This is a genomic window from Enterococcus sp. UD-01 (assembly GCF_044909655.1).
Lineage (GTDB): Bacteria > Bacillota > Bacilli > Lactobacillales > Enterococcaceae > Enterococcus_L.
In genome coordinates, this window is the sequence record NZ_JBIYEU010000003.1 from 221,539 (window position 1) to 244,528 (window position 22,990).

Sequence of the window (22,990 nt, forward strand, 5' to 3'; positions counted from 1 at the left end):
AATCCCCTTTCATTCGCTTATTCTTATTGTACGTCAATTTCTTCCATTCCATATTTTACTGTAACGAGTAAGAAAATAAAGCTGATAGCAACACCAACACAGCCAAAAAGAGCATCTGTCATATCAGTCGTGTTCATAAAGCCCAACACTGTTTCACACAAAAAATTGGCACTAACAATCGCCAGTAAATAGAAAACAACATACTTAAATTCAATACCAAACAACAGCCATATATAGCTAATCAAACCAAATATTAAACTGATGGAAAAATTAGATACATGTAAATAAAAATCCGGATACACTGACAGAAACAGCTCTAATTCCCACCTTTTCGAAAGATAAATAAATAAGCTGCCTAAAATTAACAGCAGATATAAAGGTGTCAGCCAAATTTTCGGCTTATACTTCAACGTCATTATTTTCTCCTTTTTTATTTACAGTATACCAAAAAAGACAGCAGCATAACATGTTACTGTCATTTATTGAACTTATATCATCGTGTGGCCCAGCCGGTTTTAAAAATCGTTGCCAAAGCATATAAGCGAATGACCAGCAGTACAACTGAATAGCCGATCGAATAGTAAAAAGAAAAAAGATAAGTAAGTAAATTTTTTCTGGAATAATAGGTATTCGTTAAGTAGCTAATTAATACAAAATAGACGAGCGCAGCCAACAGCATTTGTAGATTCAACCCTAGTTGCCCTTTGCAAAGTAAAACCACCATGCCGATAAAATTATACAGCCACAGATACGTTTCAGTCATTGACCACAGAACAGCTACCGGACGAATGAAAAAATAGCGCAGAGAATAAATCGTCATCAAATACGCTGATTTGGCCCAGCGAGCCTGCTGCTTGAACAATTGCTTAAAGGTCACCGGCACATCTGTATAACAAACAGCGGTGGACTGATAAACGGTCTTGTACGATCGTTCTAAAGAAATATCTGTTAGTAAACGATCATCACCAGCCGAACAAGGAATTCCGAAAAATTTTTCTTTTTGGAAGGTTTGCATATTTCGGCGGACAAATTTCGCTCTGTGAAGACTCAGCGCACCTGAACAAACAACGACACAGCCTGTCTGTGATTGAGCAGCTCGACCGATTTGAAAAGAATTGGAATAAAAAATATCCTGCACTCTGGTCCAATAGCTATCATTGACATTACGCACTTCCACTCTGCCAACTACAGAACCTACCCGCGACGAGTAAAACGGTCGAATCATTTCTTCAAGTGCATTAGTCGTAATTTCACCATCAGAATCCACTAACAAAAACAATTCCCCTGTCGCTCTTTGAAAGCCGATTTCCTGTGCTTTTTTCTTACCTGCGTTTTTTTCCAAGCGCAGACAGATTATTTTTGTAGAACGGTTGACTTCATTAATTCCTGCTAATGTCTTTAGATTAATCTTTTTCACCGCCTGATACGCAGCATCACTAGTACTGCCGTCATCGACAAAAATGATCTCATGAATTTTATAGGTTTGTTTTAATAACGTTTTTACCGCTTTAACTACCGATTCTTCGGATTCGTTATAGCTGGGCATCACTACAGAAACCTTGAATTTTTTCACTGGGCTTTTACAAGGCGTGTAAGGATACGCAAAAACTATTTTGACCATTAAATAGACAAAGTTCACTGAATAAAAAAGATAAACAAATTTATAGTCGGGATCCATTGATTGTTTAAAGGCGAATATCAAAAAAATCAAAAAAGTACCTAACAAATATGGCAAAACAAATTTCATCGCCTTCGTCAATTTTACTCCCCCTACTCTACGTTACGCGTTAAGTAATTCCTCCGATTTTCTAGTGCTTCCTTCATTTATACGGTGGTTAAATCATAAAACAGCTGACTGTTCTCAACGATTAGTGATTTTTTTGCTTCATATAAATCATGTCCTACAGCATAGATAACTAAATCGAAGTCTTTTAATTGATCATAGTTTTCTTTTAAGCAATGAATTTTTTCTACGGTTTCTAAATCGTAGGCGTGCAAAACATCATCAAACGCGACAACGTTAATCCCCAGTTTTTTTAATCTTTCCATCAAAGTAATGACACCCGACATACGCGTATCTGCAATATTTTTCTTATAGGTTATGCCTAAAACAGCGACATTTAAATCAGTCAGCTTTTTGTCGTTCACTGCCATGTACTCTTCCAGCTTTTGTAAATAATAGTCAAGCATCGAATCGTTGATTTTTCCGGCAACTTCAATTAGCGGCGTTTCCACTCCGCGCTTGTTCATCAACCATGTTAGATAATAAGGATCTACAGGGATACAATGCCCGCCAATACCAAGATTTGGCGTGAATTTCATAAAGCCAAAAGGTTTGGTCGCAGCCGCTTCAATCACTTCCCCTGCATCAATAGCTAAATTATCGGAAATTTTTTGCAGTTCATCTGCCAAAGCGATATTTACTAAACGAAAGGTATTTTCATATATTTTGGCCAGCTCTGCTGTTTTTAAGTCAGAAACAGGTGTGACATGCTCACCAAAAAAAGCTTTTGCCTGCGCTAAACAGTGTTCAGTATAACCGGCAACAATTCTCGGAATTTTAGCACCTAATGATTGAGTATTGCCCGGGTCGATCCGTTCCGGTGAATACGCAATGAATAAGTCCGTGCCGATTTCGTAGCCTAAAGAAGTAAATCTATTCACTAAATATTCTTCTGTAGTCCCCGGATAAGTCGTACTTTCCAATACAATCAACGCACCTTTTTTGACTTTCCCCTCCAGCATGCTGATCGCAGCTTGAATATAACTTAAATTTGGCGTTTTCTTGTCATCAATCGGTGTCGGCACGTCTATAATATAAACATCTTTGTGCAGCACTAACTGCTCATCTGCTGTAAATATAACTCCTTGTTCCAGCAAGCCTTGAACCGTTTCGTCAGCTACTGTATTGATATGACTGGTTCCTTGATTCAATAAGTCAACTTTTCTTTGATCAATATCAAAACCAGTGACTTGGTGGCCATTTTCTGCATGATTGATTACACTGGGTAACCCTACATACCCCAACCCAATTACAGCAACTTCCTTTTTCATCTTCCCACACTCCATTGTACACGATCTGATTATATTATCTTCCACGTAAGATAACATATTTTCGATATAATTGTCTATATATATTCAAAACATTTAGTTATTCTATTTTCACCATATAATTACAATTATTATTTACCAAAACTATATAAAAACAGTTCTACACGTACAAAAAAGCAAGTGCAAATTATAATTTTGCAATTCGCATAACCTTCACAACCATTATTTTATCGAATTTTATATATTTTTATTATCGAAACAAGTCTAAAATAATAGTTAAAAATCTTCTTTTTTTATTTTGTCTATCGTTCAGGAGATAAATAAAATAACTAATTGTAAAAAATAATTAAAAAAATCCGTCTTCTTTTTCAAGAAAAACGGATCTTGCTTCAGCTTTTTATTTGTCTAGTTTTGTTGTGCGATGGCTAGTTCATACAATGGCACTAATTGCTTGTAGGTATCCAGCATGTAGGCTCTGGCTTTTTCAGGAGTGGCAAGAATTGCGGCCTCTTTTTTGATGATGCGACCAATTTGGAATTCACCTTTCTTGACATCACGAAAACGTAGCAGACTTTTTTCTAAATCCAGCTCTGACAAACGTACGATTTCGGGCTGCGTATGATCAATGGACACATAAAAATCTTCCGGCAGCTGTTCAAATAAGGCGGGATGATCTAGAAAGGCTTGTGCTATTTCTTTTTCATTTTTGGGATTGTCAATCAGTGACAGCCACATAAAGAGATATTCCGGCCAAATGCCTAATTGAAAATGCGCCTCCATTTTGTAGCCGCGCTTTTTCTGACTCAATGCAGACCAAGTATTTGCCGGTGGATATACCGTTCTTCGTCTATGCTGGGCAATATGAACGAAAAATTCCGTATCTAGCTGCTGGGACAATTCTTGTGCGAAATACTCATCTAATTCTTGAAATTTTGGTTGAATTTCAGCACGAATTTCAGTCATTCGTGCGTCCAAGCCTTCGATTGTAAAGATCTCAAAATCCTTTTCGGTAAACATTAACATTGCCTGATGCTCCTCTATTTATAAATTGCCTGCTTCATTCTTTTTAGCAAACTCCTGCCACTCTTCTATGGTAATGCCACGCAAAATGTCAGTGACAGCTTGTCCTTTCCACATCCGTGCATTAGCAATTTGTCCTTCTTTTTTCATCCCCAGCTTTTCCATTACCCGACCGGATTGAGGATTTTTAATATCGTGACTTGCGAAAATCCGAATCAGTCGTAATTTTTCAAAACCTACTCGCAGGATTTCTCTACCTGCTTCCGGCATCAAGCCTTGCCCCCAAAAGTGTTTATTTAAGGCATAGCCTATTTCAGCTATACTATTTTGCTCATCTACGCGCAGATCAATGGTTCCGATCAATTTTCCCGTTTCTTTTAGCTCGATACCATATTTTCCCAACGGTTCGGTTAAGAAATAATTAGCGATATTTTCTCTGGTTTCCTTTAGTGTCTGATGTTGCGGGAAAACAAAAACCACTGTTTCTTCATCAGAAGCATATTCAAACATATCCTCTGCATCTGCCAAGCTGACCGGACGCAAAATCAGGCGTTCTGTTTCCAAACGCTGATTTTCAGCAAAAACCAAATTACGATTTAGTAAAAGTTCCATCCTTACACCCACTTTTCATACTACTTTACAGAAAGAACGCTAACTAAGCAAGTCCAAAATAAAGAAGAAGCCTTGTACATTAATTATTTTTCTGTTTAACCAATTAGTTCTTTGACAAAAGAACGTACTTCCGCATTTTTCCCTTCATCCAGCAGCTGGACAATTTTACTACCGACAATCACGCCTGCACAGCTTTTTCTAAAACGTGTTACATGCTCTTTACTGGAAATGCCAAAGCCAGCTAGTACCGGCTTATCGCTGATTGCTTGAATATACGCCAAATGCTCATCCAATGCCTCTTGATATTCTCTGTCCGTTCCTGTAACACCATTCACTGCAACTGCATAAATAAAGCCTTCACCCGTTGCAATTAATTCAGTCATTCGTGCTCTCGGAGTCGTCAGAGCGATCAGCGGAATAAGTGCCAGATCATTTTCGTCCAATAAAGGAGCTAAAAGATCGCGATGCTCGTAAGGTAAATCGGGAATAACCAGCCCTTGCACCGGCGTAGCTGCCAAAGCCTGAACGAAACGCTCCAAGCCAAAGCTATAAATAGGATTGACGTACGTCATTATCACTAAAGGTGTTGTTGTCGTAATTTTTGTCAATGTTTCAATAATTTTTTCCAGCGTTACTTGCTTTTCCAAAGCTTTTAAACCAGCTTTTTGAATGACAGGACCATCTGCCACCGGATCGGAAAAGGGGATTCCCAGCTCAATAGCGCTGGCGCCTGCTTCACTGAGCAGCTGAATTTCTTCTGCCAGCCGTTCCAAACCCTGTGCTCCTACCATGATGTAAGGAACAAAAATCGTTTTGCCGGCCTGCTGTTGTTCAGTCAATACTTTCGTTAATGTTTTCATTGCGCTGCCTCCTTTTCAACTAATGCTTTGATCTGCTGTACGTCTTTATCTCCGCGTCCAGAAAGACAAACAATGATCTGCTGTTCCTTGCCAAGCTTTTGCGCAAGCTCAACGGCGTAGCTAACTGCGTGCGCACTTTCCAGCGCGGGAATAATCCCTTCCGTTCGACATAATAATTCAAATGCCGCTAACGCTTGTTCATCAGTTACTGATTCATAGCTGGCGCGCTTTGCGTCATTTAAATGGCAATGCTCCGGTCCTACGCCAGGATAATCCAAACCTGCTGAGATCGAAAAGGCTTCTAAGATTTGACCATGATCATCCTGCAGCAACTTCATCATTGCTCCATGCAGGATGCCTGTTTTTCCCTTCGTAATAGTGGCTGCATGCTGATCTGTTTCCAAACCTAAACCGGCTGCTTCAACACCGATCAACGCGGTTTCATCATTGATAAAAGGATAGAAAATGCCCATCGCATTACTGCCGCCACCCACACAAGCTACTACAGCATCCGGCAATTTTTGCTCTGCTTCGATAAATTGACGTCGTGCCTCAAGGCCAATGACACTTTGATAATCACGAACAATTTCGGGAAATGGGTGCGGCCCCAACACAGAGCCCATAACGTAATGTGTATCCTCAACATTCGCTACCCAAAAACGTAGCACTTCATTCACTGCATCTTTTAACGTTTCGCTTCCTGAAGTGACACTAACTACTTTAGCACCTAACAGCTCCATCCGAAAAACATTCAGTGCTTGGCGTGCTACATCCACCGCACCCATGAAAACCGTGCATTCCATACCGAATAAAGCGGCTACCGTTGCTGTTGCAACCCCATGCTGACCTGCACCCGTTTCGGCAACAACTTTGTTCTTACCCATCTTTTTAGCGAGTAAGATCTGACCAATTGTATTGTTGATTTTATGCGCACCGGTATGATTGAGATCTTCCCTTTTCAGATAAATTTTCGCACCGCCGGCATAATCCGTTAAGCGTTCAGCAAAATAGAGCGGTGTTTCACGTCCTACATATTGCTTCAAATAATACGCCAGCTCTTGCTGAAAGGTTTCATCTGTTTTTGAAGCTTCATAAACCTCTGCCAATTCCTTGACTGCATACATTAATGTTTCCGGGACAAATTGACCTCCGTAATTTCCATAAAATCCTTCCTTTGGCTGATTATACATTGTTTTCCTCCTTTGCTTTTTTCAAAAAAGCTGCAATTTTTGCGCTATCCTTTTCACCCTTTGTTTCCACGCCGCTAGAGACATCTACTGCATAAGGCTGAAATATTCTTCTCGCTTCCTGAACGTTTTGAGCAGTTAAGCCTCCGGCAATAAAAATCTTCTTATCTCGCCATTTGTTCACATCCAGCTTTTGCCAGTCAAACGGTTTGCCATTTCCACCCATAAATTCTTTAGGTGGTGCATCAAATAAGATATATTCCGCTGTAGCAGCCGGCTCCAGTTCCTGACCGACCGCTAAGGCCTGAATCCAAGGAACAGAATACTCGATCGCTTTCAGCTTTCCGTGAAGCTGTATCAAATCCAGACCAGCCAGTTGAATAATTCGTTCAACCTCGGTTCTTTCCGGCGATACAAAGACTCCGACTTTTTTAATCCTTTTCGGAACGTGAGTCGTTATACTGCGAACCTGTTCCGGTGTCACTTGCCGTTTACTTTCAGCAAAGACAAAGCCTAAGTAATCTGCACCATTGACCACTGCTGTATTTACCTGCTCTGTTGTTTTTAAACCGCATATTTTTACCTTCATCTTTTCACCCGCAATTCTTGAACCTTGGCTTGGGGCTCGCCACTGCGCATAAGACTTTCTCCTACCAATACAGCCTGATAGTCTGCTTTGACTTGTGCCACTTGCTCCCCTGTTGCAAAGCCAGATTCACTGATGTACACAGCATCTGTTGTTTGTTGCGAAGCAAGGCTCCTGCTGACCTCAATAGCAACCTCGAAAGTTTTTAAATCACGGTTGTTTACACCGATTAATTGCGCATCCAGCTGCTGGGCAATCGCCAGCTCTGTTTCATTATGAACCTCCATCAGTACCTCAAGCTCTAAATCACGAGCTTGGTTATAAAGCTCTTCTAGCTTTGTTCTGGAAAGAGCGGCCACGATCAGCAGCACCATTGTTGCGCCGGCATTGCGGGCCCGAACTAGCTGTTTTTTATCAATAATAAAGTCTTTGCATAATACCGGTATCGTTACCCGCTTTGCCACTTGACGCAGATCTTCAATAGAGCCTTTGAAAAATTGCTCATCCGTTAAAACAGAAATCGCCGTTACACCTGCTTGCTCATAAGCCAATGCTTGTTCACAGATATCAACAGAAAGATGAAAATCCCCTTTTGAAGGAGAAGCACGTTTGACTTCACCGATAATATGCATATACTCTGGCTGCTCTTTGACTCGCTGGTAAAAAGAATACGTCGAACGAAGGGGCTGAAGGGCTTCTAAGGGCATGTTTGCTACTTCTTTTACTTTGACCTGAATTATTTTTTCTAAAAAATTCATTTAAGCGACCTCCTTTTGCAGACGGATTAGCTGCTCTAATTTAGCCAAGGCCGCACCGCTGTCTAGACATTCTTTTGCCAGTACGACGCCGTCTTTAAGCGTAGCTACTTTACCATTACTGAAAAAGCCTAAAGCCGCATTTAAAACAACTGTGTCTAAATAAGGACTTGCCTGATTCTTCAAGACAGAAAGTAAAATTTCCGTGTTCTGCTTAGCATTGCCGCCTTGAATAGCCGCTAAAGGTAAACGTTTAAAGCCCAGATCTTCCGGTTCAAACTGATGCATCGTAATCGTCTGATCTTCCAGCAAAGCAAAATGTGTCGTACCGGCTAAGGTTGCTTCGTCCACTCCGCCAAAGCCATTAACGACCACTGCACGTCGCCGACCTAAATGTCCCAAAGTTTCCGCTGTTTCCTCCAATAAATCGCGCCGATAAGTTCCCATCAACTGTGAAGTTAAAGCGACAGGATTCGTTAATGGTCCGATCAGATTGAGAATCGTAGGTGTTCCCAGTTCCTTTCTTACGTTCATCACATAGTTCATTTTTGGATGCATATGGGGGGCAAATAGAAAAGCTAAGCCCACCTCATTAAGCAAAAAGCTGATTTTTTCTGAGGTCAGCTTAATCTCTACTCCTAAATATTCGAAAATATCTGCGCTGCCTGATTTACTGGAAACACTGCGATTTCCATGCTTAGCTACCGTTACGCCGCCAGCAGCTAAGACAAATGCAGCCGTCGTACTTATATTGAAGCTGCCGGACTGATCCCCACCAGTTCCACAATTATCCATTACATTCTCCTGCTGGCATTCAATGGACAGCGCCTTTTGCTGGATCGTTTGCGCAATTCCTGCCATTTCTGCGGCCGTTTCTCCCTTACATTTTAAGGCAGTTAAAAACGCCGCAATTTGGCTATCCGTCAGCTTCCCTTCGAACATCAGCTCAGCTATGCAACTCGCTTCCTCATGGGTTAAATGCTCCTGCTGATAAACTTTTTCAAAAATTGTTTTCATCATCATATTCCTCCGTTAATTCAATGAAATTTTGAAGTATTGCTGCTCCGTACTGTGTTCCGATTGACTCAGGATGAAATTGTAAGCCAAACAGCGGATAGTGTTGATGCTCAATCGCCATGATTTCCTGATCGTCATTTGCTCGTGCTGTAATAGTAAAAGCCTGCGGTAACTCCTGCTCCTGTAACACTAAGGAATGATAGCGCATGACCCGTGTGTGTTTGGGAACCTTTTTTAACAGACGACTCGCTGGACTAATGGTGATTGTTGATTGCTTGCCATGGCGGATGTTTTTCGCTTGAATCACTTCTCCCCCAAAGACTGCGCCAATTGTCTGATGCCCCAGACAAATCCCAAGAATCGGCTTTTTCTGATAAAATTGCTGAATGATTAGCGCTACATAACCCGTTTCCGCAGGCGTTCCCGGTCCCGGAGAAAGTACAATTGCAGCAGCCTGCTCAGCAGCTTGAAAAACCTGCGGATCATCGTTGCGACAAATCATTACTGCATGCGTTCGCCCTAACAGCTGGGCCAGATTATGAGTAAAAGAATCATAATTATCAATCAGTAAAATCATGAGCTCACCTCCAACAAGGCTTTAGCTTTTTGCAGCGTTTCTTCGTACTCCTTAGTCGGATCAGAATCATAAACAATGCCCGCACCGGCTTGTACATACGCTCTTTTTTGATGAATGACCATTGTTCGAATCGCAATCGCAAAATCAGCTTCGTCATTTTTCGATAAATACCCCACAGCACCGGCATAAATCGTTCGCTTGACGGGTTCCAGTTCATAAATCCGCTGCATCGCCCGAATTTTCGGAGCACCGCTAACTGTTCCAGCCGGTAAGGTTGCTCGCAAGGCATCCATAGCAGAACAATCCTTTTTCAATTTTCCGGTCACAACTGACACCAGATGCATTACAAATCGGTATTTTTCAATCGTCATGTAAACAGGCACCTCTACCGTACCGACTTCACTCACACAGCCCAGATCATTACGCCCCAAATCAATCAACATCATATGCTCAGCTCTTTCTTTTTCATCTTCTAAAAGCTCTTTAGCCAGCATCGCATCCTGCTCTGTCGTTTGGCCGCGCTTTCTCGTTCCGGCGATGGGATTTGTTGTGACTAGCTGATTTTTCACGCTTACCAGACTTTCCGGCGAAGAGCCAATAACCACCGTCTCGTTAAAATCCAAAAAGTACAAATAGGTGGAGGGATTCGTCACCCGCAGCCGGCGATAATAATCAAAGGGTTCTCCTGTAAAAGGGGCTGACAGGCGCTGAGAAGGAACCATTTGAAATAGATCGCCCCGCTCAATGTATTGTTTTACTTTTTCCACCAACTGCTCGAACGCTGCTTGTGTAAAATTACTTTGATAATTAAGCTGAGCCAGATTAATTGTTTTTTGTTCTGCGTTGTTAGGTTGCTGCAGCTCGCGACTTTTTTCTTCCAAGGCTTGTGCCAGCTGTTCTTCCGATCGCTGAGAATACGTATTGGCTTCTACTAGAAAAATCGTTTCACCGACATGATCGAAAATTAAAAAGGAATCAAACAGATAAAAGTGAATATCAGGAATGTTCAATTCATCCATCGGTAGCTGCCCCAGCTCTTCATAGCAAGCGATCACATCATACCCAACATAGCCGATAGCCCCTCCCTGAAAGGGCAGCTCGTCTGCTAACGCTTCCGGCTTTAACACATACCGGGCAATTTCTTGCAGCGGATCTTTTACCTTTTTAGTTTGACCATCAATAGTTAAATGTTGGTCGTAAAAGGTAATTTCAGTGACCGGATCCCATGCGATAATGGAATAGCGCCCTTTGGTTTTATCTCTGGGAATACTTTCCAGCAGGCATTTGTTTTTTCCTGTAATTCTTAAAAATGCAGACACTGCGGTTAAATAATCCGCCTGAATCTCTTTTATTTTCTGCATATGCTCCCTCTTTTCTTTGTGTTTTCTTCCTTGTTCGACAATTGGCTACAACAAAAAACCTCACAAAACAACCGAAGTCATTTTGTGAGGGCGAATAGATTTATCCACGGTACCACCTCATTGAAAAGTTCTGTTCTTTCTCTGCTTCCGTTGGCTCTACATAAATAAAAAACGCCCTCAAACCGCATAAAACATGCAGTTTGAGGGCGAAAAATTCACGGTGCCACCTCAAGTTTGAAAGAAACTCTTTCCTCTTATCAGTCGTCCATCAACGACCTTACTCTATAACGGGAGTTCCCGGAAATACCTACTAGATTCAGCATCTCGCTCGAAAGTCCATTCGCAGCACAGTTCTTACTGATTCTCACCACCATCAGCTCTCTGAAAAGTTTCTGTGTTGTTACTCCTCTTTCTCAAAGCATTTGTATTAGTCATTATATTATTAGAAAATTCTAATTTTGTCAACTATTTTTTTAACAACGTCAAACTTTTTTTATTTTTTCCCTGTTTGAAGCGCATTTTCCTTAATAATTTCTACAATCGTTTGGGCAGCTTTTTCCATCGCTTCTAAAGAAATGAACTCATACTGTCCATGAAAATTTTCACCACCAGTAAATAAGTTTGGTGTAGGAATGCCCATAAAAGAAATTTTAGACCCGTCCGTACCTCCGCGAAAGGGCTGTATTTGCGGTTTGATCTCTAGATTTTTCATCGCTCGTACAGCTAAATCAACAGGCGTCATGTCTTTTTCGATGATCTCTTTCATGTTGTAGTATTGATCGTTTATTGTAATCGTCAGCCGCTCTTTATCAAAGGAGGCATTCAATTCAGCAACCAACTGCACTAGCTTTTGTTTTCTTTTGGCGAAAAGAGTCTTATCATGATCACGAATAATGTAGGTCAGCTCCGCATAATCCAGACTGCCGGAAAATTTAGTCAATAAGTAAAAGCCTTCGTAGCCACGTGTTTGTTCCGGCACCTCAGTCTGCGGCAGGCGACTGTCCAGCATTTCTCCAAGCTTAATGGCATTGACCATCGTTCCATAAGCTGTACCCGGATGCACACTGGTTCCTTCAATTGTGATCACGGCCTGTGCAGCATTAAACGTTTCATACTCAAAACAGCCGACACGTCCGCTGTCTACCGTATAAGCGAAAGCTGCCGGAAAATTCGCCGCATCAAACCGATCTGCGCCGCGACCAATTTCCTCGTCCGGTCCAAAAGCCACTAAGACTTTGCCATGAACAATCTCCGGATGTGCGACCAAATACTCTACGGCCGCCAGAATCTCTACAATACCGGCTTTATCGTCTGCTCCAAGCAGCGTGGTACCATCCGTTGTAATTAATGTTTGTCCTATATATTCCTGCAAATGAGGAAATTCCGCCGTCCGCATCACAATTCCCAAAGCTTTATTTAACAGAATATCTTGTCCGTCATAATGCTCAATCACTTGCGGCTGAATGTTTTCTGCATTAAAATCCGCTGTATCTAAATGAGCAATCCAGCCAATCGCAGGTGCTGTTACGCCTTTAGTAGCCGGCAGTTCGGCGGTTAAAAAGCCATTTGCTTCGTTGTAGCGGATATCAGCAAGACCGATTTTTGCCAGCTCTTGTTCCAAGATATGCGCAAAGTCAGCTTGCCCTTGCGTGGTCGGTACTTGTGTACTTCGTGCATCTGAACGTGTATTAATAGTGACATAGCGTAGAAAACGTTCAAGTAATTGCTGCTTCATTGCCTATTCACCTACTCTTCCAAATATGCTGTTCTAAGATTAAAGTAATCGCCATATAAGTGATAGCTGATGTTTTTAATTTTATTGTTGATTAAATAATTGGAGGCACTTTGGTATAACGGTGCCTGTGCAGCCTCCTGATCCAATAAAATTGTCTCTGCTTTTTTATAGTCCTCAAATTGTTGATCTGGTTTGTTTGCATGAACTGTTTTCGCCGCAGTAATCAGCTGATCGTACTCTGTATTTTCATAAGCACCGTAATTATACGCTGATTTTCCGGCATACAGGTTAAAATAGGAATCTAAGTCACTGCTGCCGGCAATCCAGCCCGATAATGATAATTCGTAGTTTTTGTCTTTACGTGTTTGTAAAACGTTATTACGGGGCTGTGCGTTAATGGTAATTTCCAAGCCTTTAAGATTTTCCTGCAGCTGACTTTGTACATATTCGGAGATTTTTTTGCCGTTGTCATCATCAGAAACTAATAGAGATAGTTTCAGCTTATCGCCTACTTCTGCCTGCGCCTTTTTCCATTCTGCTTGTGCATTTTTCACATCGTAGCTGCTGTGATCTCCGCTAAAAGCCCGAAAATCTTCAGAAGTATCCGGATTTTTGTACAGTTCGCTAGGGATTAAACCATTCAACGGTTTAGAGCCGTCATTTAAGACATTCTTGGCCAACGCTTCTTTATCGATTGCTTGACTAATTGCTTTGCGCAAATGAACATTGGTCAGCGGAGAACCGTCCTTTTTATTGAAATCTAGATAGTAATTAGCAACATCCATATGTGTAACATAGCCCGGGTCATCGCTATATTGCTGGACGTATTGTCCACTGATCCGAACTAAATCTAGCTCTTTGGACTGATACAAGTTAATGCCGGTATTTTCATCTTTGATTGTGTTCACCTTTACTTCTTCCAGCTTCACTGCATCCGCATCGTAATATTCCGGATTTTTCTTTAACGTCCAGGTATCCGAAGAAGCATCCCAATCGGTTAAAATAAACGGTCCGCTGTAAAGTAAATGTTCACTGTCCGCTGCGTAATTTTTTCCTTGTTTTTCAACATAGGCTTGATTTTGCGGAGCTAGCCAGCCAATGGATACAATCGTTAAAAATGATGGCTGTGCCTGCTCTAAGGTAACGATAAATTCTTTATCATTTGGCGCTTCCAACCCGATTTCATCCACAGATTTTTCGCCATTGCGGATAGCCAGGCTGTTTTTCACGTTATCTAAAAGATAAGCATTGGGACCAATTGTTGCGGGCGTCACTAGTTTTTTCCAGGAGTATAGAAAATCTTGCGCAGTAATTGGCTCACCATTACTCCATTTGATTGAATCTTTTAAAGTAAATTTATACGTCAAGCCGTCTTCACTGATATCAACCTTTTCTGCCAATCCAGGAATCGGTGTACTATCATCATCAAAGCGATACAACCCTTCAAAAAGATGCTGTACCGTTGTAAAAGTATTTTTATCTGTTGTTTGCGTTGTATCTAAAGTAGATAGCGGTGCCGGAGAGCTAATCGTAATTTTTTGACTTTCCGCTGCTACTGCTTTTCCCGAATCAGTCTTTTCTTTGCTGTCACTGTTGCTTCCACATGCCGCTAAAAATAAGCCTGCCAAAATAATTCCCGTTGTTACTAATTGCTTTTTCATACTCTTCCTCCTAAGAAATAATTACCATTAGCTATTTTAAAAATGGAAGAAGACCCTCAGCTATTGTTATTTCAACCTTCAGCTTTTGAAAATAAACAATAAAAAAGCCTTCATCCTAAAAAAGGACGAAAGCTTGCGCATCGCGGTACCACCTTTGTTGGCTGAAAAGCCCACTCATTCCAGTACAAAAAACTATACTGTAGCGCTATAACAGGCGCACCTGTCTCACCCTTACTTTTCCCAAAGCTCAAATGAACTGTTCAAAGGCCATTTTCTTTTTAGCCCAGCTGCCTCTTTTCACCACCCAGAGGCTCTCTTAAAGCGTTCTAAAAATACTTTCCTTCTCTTCACATTTATTTTTAATAGATAATGATTGTCAGTATCATAACAAACTTTCCTGATGTCGTCAACTGAAAAAACTAGCGGGCTGCTAAAAAAGAGACCGCTTTTTTCACATCTAAATTATAATAATCAAGAGAATCAAAATAAAAAATATTCTGTGCATCAAACGCGCCCAGATCAAATTGCTTTTGCAGCCCCGGCACACATAAAAGAGCCTGATTCTCCTGCATTAGCTGCTGGCTATCCGCTTCAAACTGATCTAAATTAACCTGCCATTCCAAGCCTTGTTGTTGCAACTGTTGATTTAATGCAGCTACTATTTTCTTTTGCTTAAACATCCCCGTTATATTTCCTGTAGCCAACGGACTCGCACCTAGCATGGGCGTACTTTGATAAACAAGTGCTGCAGTTTTCATACCCAATCCCCTCCATTTTTTTCATACATTTCGTTTATTATAGCATTAAAACTATGGAAGTAAAAAAAGCGCAGAACAAAACATAAGATTCGTTTTGTTCTACCCTTCCAATTTATCTACTCTTAGTCCAGAGCTTTTTTCACATCTTCAATCATTAAGTGCGTAGATTCTAACCCGCCGCCGCTTAAATACCATACGTCCGGCTGTAAAGAAATCACTTTATTATTTTTACCAGCATTAGTTTGTTTCACCAATTCATTATTTGCTACGTTATCGTTTGTATCGTCGCCGCCAATAGCTTTAGTCCGGTCAACCACGAATAAGATATCCGGATTTTTTTCTAATACATATTCATAAGATACACTTTGTCCATGAGTAGAAGCTTCAATTGCATCATCTGCTTGTTTAAACCCAAATGTGTCATGAACAATGCCAAAGCGAGAGCCTTGACCATATGCAGAAAGCTGCCCTTCATTTACTAGAGTAACTAATGCTGTTTTGTCGCTGGCTTCAGCTTTTTCTTTGATATCCGCAATCTCTGCTTCTAAACCATCAATTTTATCTTTCGCTTCATCTTCCTTATCAAAAATGGTCGCTAAGGTTTCAATATTCTTTTTAGTCGAATTCCACGTATCTTTGGCATCCACTGAAAGGAAGATCGTTGGTGCGATTTTGCTTAATTTATCTTGGAAGTCTCTTTGACGTCCAGAAATAATGATTAAATCCGGTTTAATCTTATTGATTTTTTCCAAATCTGGTTCTTTAATGCCGCCAGCTGATTCGACTTTTTTATAACTTTCTAAGTACTGCGGTAGATTTTTCGTCGGCACGCCAGCAACCGTATCGCCAGCACCGAGTGCATCAATCGTGTCTAATGAGCCGTTATCAAATACGACAACCTTTTTCGGATTTTTGGGAACTTCTACTGTCCCGTTGGAATCCTCTACTTTAATGGTTGTTTCTTTTTCTGTTGAAGAATCTTCTGAAGCTTTCTTTTCGTTACTTCCGCAAGCGCCCAAAATTAATAAAGCGCCCATCGATACTGCTGCCATAGCCAAAATTTTCTTTTTCATTCTTTTCCTCCAATATATTGTTTTTTTAATTTTTACTACCAAATAATAAAACAGCTTACTAACTAAAATACATACAGAATCTTTTTCCTTCGATTTCACAGATTCGAATGTTCATATCATATAATTTGTTTAATACTTCTGATTGGATAATTTCTTCAGTACTACCATGAGTAAAAAGGCGACCGTCTTTCATTGCGACGATTTCATCTGCATAGCTGGCCGCGAAATTAATATCATGCAGCACAATCACTACCGTTTTACCAAACTCATCCACTAAACGTCGCAAGGTCTGCATCATCTGCACAGCAAAATTCATATCCAGATTATTTAATGGTTCATCCAACAGAATATAATCCGTATCCTGCGCCAAAACCATAGCAATATACACGCGCTGCAGCTGACCGCCGGATAAAGTATCAATCAATTCATCCGCTAAATCCAATAATCCTAAGCGGGACATTGCTTCTTCAACCTTTTCATGATCCTCTTTTTTCAAGCGTCCCTTGCTATAAGGAAAACGACCAAAATTAACCAGCTCACGCACCGTAATCTTTAAATTGATGCCGTTTGTTTGTTTTAAAATAGATAATTTCTTGGATAATTCACTTTGCTTCCATGTTTTCACTTCGTTATGATCCAGATAAATCTCGCCTGTGTCTTTGGGAATCAAACGACTCATCATCGAAAGCAGCGTACTTTTACCAGCACCATTTGGCCCGATAAACGCTGTTAGCTTTTGCTCTGTAATAGGCAGTTGAACTTCTGAGACAACAATTTTTTCACCATATCTTTTTGATACGTTTTTTATTTCAATCATCCGCGCTGCTTCCTTTCACTGATAATCTTTCCAACAAAATAGATCCCGCCGCCAAACTCAATCACAATACTTAGTGTCGTATTCAACTGGAAAAGCTGCTCTACTAAAAATTGCCCTAAAACCAGCAACAAAATCGATAACAGACTTCCCCCTAAAAATAATTCCCGATGCCGATAGGTACCCATCAGCTGATAACTCATATTTGCGACAATAAATCCTAAAAAAGTAACCGGTCCTACTAAGGCAGTTGAAAAACCGATCAAAGCACTAATCACTGTTAACAAGATGAACTGAAATCTGGGAACATCGACACCTAAACTGGTCGCTTGCTCGCTGCCTAAATGCAAAACATCCAGCGTATGGCTTTTCACCCACAAAAAACCTGTCAATACAACAATCGCAGCTCCAGCAATCAGCAAATACTGACTGTTGACATTGCCAAAGCTGGCAAATAATTTCCCTTGCAGCAGATCGTACTCATTAGGGTCCATTACTACTTGTAAAAAGGTACTGATACTATTAAAAAAGGTGCCTAGAATAATCCCGACCATCAATAATAAGAACAAATCATTCCTGCCTTTTTTCAACAAGAAACGGGACAAGAAAATACTGGCAGCAACCATCAGCAAAACATTCAACAAAAATGTTCCGATCGTTTCCTGTCCCAAAAGCTGTTGTCCGCCTAAAAAGAAAAACAGCAGCGTTTGGATAAAGACATATAATGCGTCCAAACCTAAAATATTTGGTGTTAAAAAATGATTTTGGGTCATCGTTTGAAAGCTAATCGTTGAAAAAGCTGCCGCCATGCCCACGAATACAAACGCTAATAATTTTCGCCCTCTAAGCTCTAAAGCAAACGCCCAATTGCCATAAGTCTGATAGGTTAAATACAAGGCACAGACGGCCAACACTGCCAGCAGTAAAAAAATAATTTTTGCAGTAGAAGATTGGAAGAATTTTTTCATGCGGTTTTCCTCCTCATCAATAAAGCAATAAATATGATACTGCCTAATACGCCAACGACCACGCTGACCGGCACTTCATACGGCGCAATAATCACTCGTGCCAAAATATCACATACTAACAGGAAAATACTGCCGCCAAAGGCTGTGATCCCCAATGTATTTTTCATATGATCGCCGTAACGCATAGAAACCAAATTAGGAACAATGACACCTAAAAATGGAATATTGCCTACCATAATCAAGACAACCGCACTGGATAATGCCACAATTCCCAAGCCAAAAAGCTGAATACGCTGATAATTCAATCCTAAATTTGTCGCCATATCCTCGCCCATACCAACCACCGTAAAGCGATACGCAAACAAATACGTAATGATTAATAATGGAATTGTCAGATAAAGCAGCTCATAATTGCCCTTCATAACCGTTGAAAAATTCCCCTGCAGCCAAGAAGACATATTCTGCACCAGCTGAAACTGATAAGCAAAAAAGGTAGCAATCGAGCCAATAATATTACCGAACATTACCCCGATCAGTGGAATCATTACTTGATTTTTAGCTGGCAAAAAACGTGTCAGATAAATGAACAGCAAGGTTCCTCCAAACGCGAATAAAAAGGCAATAAACGAACGAAATAATAAGGGCGCACTGGGAAAGAGCACCATCACAACCAAGATTCCCAATCGTGCACTATCCATAGTTCCCGCAGTGCTTGGCGAAACGAACTTGTTTTGCGTTAAGTGCTGCATAATCAATCCTGAAATACTGATCGTACTGCCGGCAATGACCAGACTAATCGTGCGGGGTACTCTTGTAGTCAAGACGACCAGCCGCTGTTGTGCATCGCCAAAAAACAGCTGTGACAAAGAAATATCTTTTACTCCAATAAAAATTGACAACCCAACCAACACGAGTAAAAGAAGAAATAGACCTAATTTTTTCATATACCTGCTCCATTTTTCTAACTGAACTCACGTTTACCAAAACAGATCGTTTCTAATTTTGATAAACGATCTATTAATTTTTCTTAATTGAGAATGATTTTCATTCTTATCTATTAGTCTATGCGAATTTTCTGAGAAAAGCAATAGTTTTTTAAGCATTAAACTTGACGGTTTTTTGGCTAAATAAAGTTATCGCAGGGTTTTGTTTTTTATTTATGGTATAATTTTTATAAAATGATAAGGAAGCAGGTTGGATAATTAATGGCGCAAGATGACTTACAAAAACATTTAGACAATGCAATGTATGGCACCCCGCAGCTAAAACCAGATGAACAGCGTAAATATATGGGTACCTTTCGGGAACGCTGTTATGTTACGATGACCATCGCACAGATGAAAAATAATGAGGATAAACAAAACTTTTTAAAAGAGATCGCACAGCATCCAGATGCCAAGGTTCTACTGAACGGCTCGATGGAGCTGACTCTCCAATCCAGCTACATTAAATTACTCAACGAAAAGCAAATGGCGTTTACCGTGGTTAATGATTTCGTTACTAATACCCCGGAATCTCTGGGTCTAATCGTAGCGGCTAAAGAAGCGGTGAACGAAGAAGTGATCGATATTGAAGCAAAATATCCCAAAGCAAGTGAACCAGCAAAAGCAAAACCTGAGCCTGAGAAAAAAGGCTTTTGGCATAGGCTGTTTCACTAAAATTTATTACTATTGTCCATAAAGAGAAGGCTGGAACAAAACTAAAAATAGTTTTGTTCCAGCCTTCTCTTAAGAATGAACGACATTTGCCTCAACCCCGATAAACGGTGAGCAAATGTCAGGCTCTTCGGCAATTTCATAAAATCCGTCAATGCATAAAGCGCATTGCTCGTCTTTTACTCCAATTGCTCGTGCCTAATCGACATTTGCTTCAACCTATATAAATACTTCCGGATATAGCATTCGTAATACATCCAGCGTCAAATGACGGCCCTTTCCACTATACGGATAGACATGCATATGCATCGCCGGATTAAAATTAGCTTCAATGATGCCATAAGCAGTACTGTCTTTACTTGCTTTTATCGTTTTATCCGGAATAATCAAATCCACGCCACAGACCTTAGCGCCTAATGCTTTAACTGCTTCAATTGCAATCTGCTTGTAGCTTTCATCAAAGTCATCCGTAACATCAATGGAATCGCCGCCCGTGCTGACATTTGAATTTTCTCTTAGATAGACAATCTGCCCTTTTTCAGGAATAGAGGTTGTCAGCAGATCCTGCTCTTTCAGCATTAAGCGTTCCACGTCTCCCAGCTGAATTCGTTCCAGCGGTGCCCGGTGGTCTGTTCCTCTTAAAGGATCAAGATTTTTTTCAGCGACCAAGGCTTCGACAGAATGAATACCATCGCCAACCACATTCGCCGGTGTTCTTAGCATGATCGCTCGAACCTGATCGTCTAAAACAAAGAACCGATATTCCGTTCCCGGTAAATATTCTTCAATTAAAACGGCGGTATCTTCCTTAAAAGCCAGCTGCAACGCCTCTGTAAAATCAGCCAATGAAGCACCCTCTTTGAAAATGGAAATCCCCAAACCATAATTCGTTGACTTCGGCTTAATCACGAAGGCCTTTTCAGCGTATTTCACGTAAGCCTGTTCTGCATGTTCCAAGGTAGAAAACTCATCGCCCTGCGGCACATTAAAGCCCGCTGCTGCCAAGACTTTTTTCGTGACCGTTTTATTTTCCATCATCAGCGGAACAATATAGCTGTCCTTGCTTGTCATGTTGGCATTTTTAACATATTCTACACGTCCTGCATGAGTCAGCTTTAAAAATTGCTCCTGCTCATCCAAGACTTCCACTTCAACGCCTTTTTGAATGCAGTCAAACATGAATAATTGAGTAGACAGCTCCAGATTGCGGTAGCCTGCCAGCTGATACGGACGTTCAAAAGCCATTGCCTGATATTCTTTACCAAAAATTATACCTAGCTCTTCGTTGGAGTTGCTTTCAATAATAGTCCACATTTTACCAGCGACGGTCAGATCCGGCGTTCTTAACTGGCTGTGATGAAGCTCCAGTGTTTTCTTCATATTAAATAAACCTAGTGCCTCAAGCATTTCATCCATTTCAGCAAACATCCGCTCACCTTCAGCCATAAGCTTCACTTGTGCAAAAGGATGGCCGAGTGCAACCTGTTCATTTAAAAATTCGCCTGTAGCCACCCAATCATTCGGCGCTTCTTTTTCATCCGTCCACAAAAGGAAAAGCATAAACAAATGAATAAACTCCAAAGTGCCTTCTTCAATTCCCAGTGGCGCAAAAGGATTCAGATCCAAATTTCTAAGCTCGATGTAACGAACGCCCGTTTTAGGCAAATCAGCCATTTGCTTGCCACCGCGCAGTCTGACTGCTGAATAAAATTCCTTCTCTTCAAAAAGAATGCCTTTTTCAACCATGTGATGAATGTCTTTCGTATATTGCTCTAAGGATTCGTAGGAAACCTTTACCTCTTCATGATTCTTGTAGCCAAAGGAACTGTTACGGATACTTCTGACCGGCAGCTTCAGCTGCTCTTGATTCTCCGTAAAATAACCGTCTTCGCTAATCGGTGATGCACCAAACAGGTACGTAATCAACCAGCGATAACGTAAATAATTACGCGACACCTTCATATAAAGCATATTTTTGAACTCTTTCATTGATTCATGAGTCGATTGTGCAGAAAAAAGCTGCTGAATCAAAGGCTCCGCATATTCAAAATTAAAGTGAATGCCGCTGACCATCTGCTTACGCTTGCCGTATTCTTTAGCTAAATAGCGTCGATATAGCACACCATCAAATTGTTCCAGCTTAGCAATTTTAATGTCTTCATCTTTTACCGGTAATTTTGGCGGCATACTTAGCGGCCAAAGCATTTCTTGTTTATTCATAGAACGTAGGGCAACATCATGAATAGCAGCCAGAAAACGCAGCATTTCGTGGATCGAATCCGCTACTGGCGTAATCAATTCTACTTGTGTTTCACTGAAATCCGTTTGGATATAAGGGTGATAAGAACGATTGCCAAAAATCTGCGGATGATCCGTCGTCGCTAGCTGACCATCTAACGTTGTCCGTTGACTTTCTTTTTCAAGACCAAAACGTGCAGCCATTACATAAGGTCGTACGCTTTTTTGTTGTAATAACTCTTTAAATTTCATATTGTCGCCTTTCTTCCCTTTATTATTCGATAACATCCATTATATAGAAAAAAACGGTCAAAAAGAATATTTCCGCTTAAATTTCTATGAAATTAACACCAAACTCTTCACTTTCTTAAGAAAACGACTGCTCCTGCAGCAATTTCTGTTGGTTCCAAAAGACTTTTTATTATATACTAATTAGATACAATAAAAGCCTTATAAGGAGAAGAAAAATGAAAAATAAAGCCTTAATCATTATTGATTTGCAAAACGGCTTGAACACTGTTGGTACTGGTTTGTTTCAGTTAGAGCCCCTGCTTTTAGAGGTAAATCAGCGCATCGCTTATTATCGTGAGCAGCATTTGCCTGTTATTTTTATCCAGCATGAAGATGAAGATCTGGTAGCTGAAAGTCACGACTGGCAATTATTTGCTGAACTGGATGCACGTAGAAAGGATTTTTATATCAGGAAAACACATGCGAATTCCTTTTTTAATACTACGCTGAAAGAGCTGTTAACACAATTAGCCATTACAGATTTAGAGTTTTGCGGCGCTCAAACAGAGTATTGTGTGGACACTACAATCCGAATGGCGCACGGCTTAGGCTATAATTGTTCCATGAAAAGAGGTCTTAGTACTACTCTTGACAACGATTTATTAGACGCTCAACGTATTATCCAGCATCATGAAAACATCTGGAATAAACGTTTCTTAACCTTTATTGAGCCCCACGAAGCGGATTCTCTATCCTCCTCATTTTAACATATTTGTTCAGCAAAAAATTATTTTTCTTTCATGGCATCTCCTGGTTATTCGTGATAGGATA

General features: G+C 40.6%; 22 protein-coding genes and 2 other annotated features. Of the genes, 2 read left to right on the forward strand and 20 right to left on the reverse strand.

Translation table 11 applies throughout. The features are described from left to right. Window positions 1-23 precede the first annotated feature (23 nt). From ABH902_RS04705 to ABH902_RS04795, 19 genes are all read right to left on the reverse strand, one after another. Window positions 24-416: a hypothetical protein gene (locus ABH902_RS04705; RefSeq protein WP_404589396.1), complete on the reverse strand. Its 393-nt coding sequence runs from the start codon at window positions 414-416 to the stop codon at window positions 24-26. 77 nt (window positions 417-493) lie between these two features. Next, window positions 494-1,759: a glycosyltransferase gene (locus tag ABH902_RS04710; RefSeq protein WP_404589397.1), complete on the reverse strand. Its 1,266-nt coding sequence runs from the start codon at window positions 1,757-1,759 to the stop codon at window positions 494-496. Between the two features lie 65 nt (window positions 1,760-1,824). Then, the gene (locus ABH902_RS04715; RefSeq protein WP_404589398.1) at window positions 1,825-3,054 is read right to left on the reverse strand and encodes a nucleotide sugar dehydrogenase; all 1,230 of its coding nucleotides are present in this window, start codon (window positions 3,052-3,054) and stop codon (window positions 1,825-1,827) included. A 402-nt stretch (window positions 3,055-3,456) separates the two neighbouring features. Then, window positions 3,457-4,074, reverse strand: a complete 618-nt coding sequence (locus tag ABH902_RS04720) for a DUF1054 domain-containing protein (protein ID WP_404589399.1) — start codon at window positions 4,072-4,074, stop codon at window positions 3,457-3,459. A gap of 18 nt (window positions 4,075-4,092) precedes the next feature. Then, window positions 4,093-4,683, reverse strand: a complete 591-nt coding sequence (locus tag ABH902_RS04725; RefSeq protein WP_404589400.1) for a GNAT family N-acetyltransferase — start codon at window positions 4,681-4,683, stop codon at window positions 4,093-4,095. Window positions 4,684-4,778: 95 nt separating this feature from the next. Further along, window positions 4,779-5,543, reverse strand: coding sequence for a tryptophan synthase subunit alpha (trpA, locus tag ABH902_RS04730; protein ID WP_404589401.1), 765 nt, complete (start codon window positions 5,541-5,543; stop codon window positions 4,779-4,781). Next, a complete protein-coding gene (trpB, locus tag ABH902_RS04735; protein ID WP_404589402.1) occupies window positions 5,540-6,733 on the reverse strand; it encodes a tryptophan synthase subunit beta in 1,194 nt (397 codons plus the stop codon). The genes trpA and trpB overlap by 4 nt, the downstream gene beginning before the upstream one ends. Continuing rightward, window positions 6,726-7,319: a phosphoribosylanthranilate isomerase gene (locus ABH902_RS04740; protein ID WP_404589403.1), complete on the reverse strand. Its 594-nt coding sequence runs from the start codon at window positions 7,317-7,319 to the stop codon at window positions 6,726-6,728. The genes trpB and ABH902_RS04740 overlap by 8 nt, the downstream gene beginning before the upstream one ends. After that, window positions 7,316-8,074 (reverse strand): indole-3-glycerol phosphate synthase TrpC, encoded by a 759-nt coding sequence (trpC, locus tag ABH902_RS04745; RefSeq protein ID WP_404589404.1) that lies wholly within the window; start codon window positions 8,072-8,074, stop codon window positions 7,316-7,318. The genes ABH902_RS04740 and trpC overlap by 4 nt, the downstream gene beginning before the upstream one ends. Further along, window positions 8,075-9,088, reverse strand: a complete 1,014-nt coding sequence (gene trpD / locus ABH902_RS04750) for an anthranilate phosphoribosyltransferase (RefSeq protein WP_404589430.1) — start codon at window positions 9,086-9,088, stop codon at window positions 8,075-8,077. It lies immediately after the preceding gene. Next, window positions 9,072-9,665, reverse strand: a complete 594-nt coding sequence (locus ABH902_RS04755; RefSeq protein WP_404589405.1) for an anthranilate synthase component II — start codon at window positions 9,663-9,665, stop codon at window positions 9,072-9,074. The genes trpD and ABH902_RS04755 overlap by 17 nt, the downstream gene beginning before the upstream one ends. Next, entirely contained in the window at window positions 9,662-11,026 is a 1,365-nt protein-coding gene (gene trpE / locus ABH902_RS04760; protein WP_404589406.1) for an anthranilate synthase component I, read from the reverse strand. Before trpE ends, ABH902_RS04755 begins: the two co-directional genes overlap by 4 nt. A gap of 199 nt (window positions 11,027-11,225) precedes the next feature. Continuing rightward, window positions 11,226-11,452 (reverse strand) — a binding site (T-box leader). A gap of 67 nt (window positions 11,453-11,519) precedes the next feature. Continuing rightward, window positions 11,520-12,761, reverse strand: a complete 1,242-nt coding sequence (gene pepT / locus ABH902_RS04765; protein ID WP_404589407.1) for a peptidase T — start codon at window positions 12,759-12,761, stop codon at window positions 11,520-11,522. An 11-nt stretch (window positions 12,762-12,772) separates the two neighbouring features. Next, on the reverse strand, window positions 12,773-14,422 hold the full coding sequence (locus ABH902_RS04770; protein ID WP_404589408.1) for a peptide ABC transporter substrate-binding protein: 1,650 nt from the start codon (window positions 14,420-14,422) through the stop codon (window positions 12,773-12,775). Between the two features lie 118 nt (window positions 14,423-14,540). Next, window positions 14,541-14,779: a binding site (T-box leader), on the reverse strand. Window positions 14,780-14,841: 62 nt separating this feature from the next. Further along, on the reverse strand, window positions 14,842-15,180 hold the full coding sequence (locus tag ABH902_RS04775) for a hypothetical protein (protein ID WP_404589409.1): 339 nt from the start codon (window positions 15,178-15,180) through the stop codon (window positions 14,842-14,844). A gap of 122 nt (window positions 15,181-15,302) precedes the next feature. Continuing rightward, on the reverse strand, window positions 15,303-16,253 hold the full coding sequence (locus tag ABH902_RS04780) for a siderophore ABC transporter substrate-binding protein (protein ID WP_404589410.1): 951 nt from the start codon (window positions 16,251-16,253) through the stop codon (window positions 15,303-15,305). Window positions 16,254-16,311: 58 nt separating this feature from the next. Next, a complete protein-coding gene (locus ABH902_RS04785) occupies window positions 16,312-17,070 on the reverse strand; it encodes an ABC transporter ATP-binding protein (RefSeq protein ID WP_404589411.1) in 759 nt (252 codons plus the stop codon). Then, window positions 17,067-18,035 (reverse strand): iron chelate uptake ABC transporter family permease subunit, encoded by a 969-nt coding sequence (locus ABH902_RS04790; protein WP_404589412.1) that lies wholly within the window; start codon window positions 18,033-18,035, stop codon window positions 17,067-17,069. Before ABH902_RS04790 ends, ABH902_RS04785 begins: the two co-directional genes overlap by 4 nt. Beyond that, window positions 18,032-18,979 (reverse strand): ABC transporter permease, encoded by a 948-nt coding sequence (locus tag ABH902_RS04795; protein ID WP_404589413.1) that lies wholly within the window; start codon window positions 18,977-18,979, stop codon window positions 18,032-18,034. Before ABH902_RS04795 ends, ABH902_RS04790 begins: the two co-directional genes overlap by 4 nt. A gap of 261 nt (window positions 18,980-19,240) precedes the next feature. Here ABH902_RS04795 and ABH902_RS04800 point away from each other — a divergent pair, with 261 nt between their 5' ends. After that, window positions 19,241-19,693 carry a YueI family protein gene (locus ABH902_RS04800; protein ID WP_404589414.1) on the forward strand — a complete coding sequence of 151 codons (453 nt, stop codon included), beginning with the start codon at window positions 19,241-19,243 and terminating at the stop codon, window positions 19,691-19,693. Window positions 19,694-19,909: 216 nt separating this feature from the next. Here the strand turns inward: ABH902_RS04800 and gshAB are convergent, their stop codons facing one another. Then, window positions 19,910-22,180 carry a bifunctional glutamate--cysteine ligase/glutathione synthetase gene (gene gshAB / locus ABH902_RS04805; RefSeq protein ID WP_404589415.1) on the reverse strand — a complete coding sequence of 757 codons (2,271 nt, stop codon included), beginning with the start codon at window positions 22,178-22,180 and terminating at the stop codon, window positions 19,910-19,912. A gap of 215 nt (window positions 22,181-22,395) precedes the next feature. Between gshAB and ABH902_RS04810 the strand changes: the two genes are divergently transcribed. Beyond that, window positions 22,396-22,926: a cysteine hydrolase family protein gene (locus ABH902_RS04810; protein ID WP_404589416.1), complete on the forward strand. Its 531-nt coding sequence runs from the start codon at window positions 22,396-22,398 to the stop codon at window positions 22,924-22,926. Window positions 22,927-22,990: the final 64 nt, after the last annotated feature.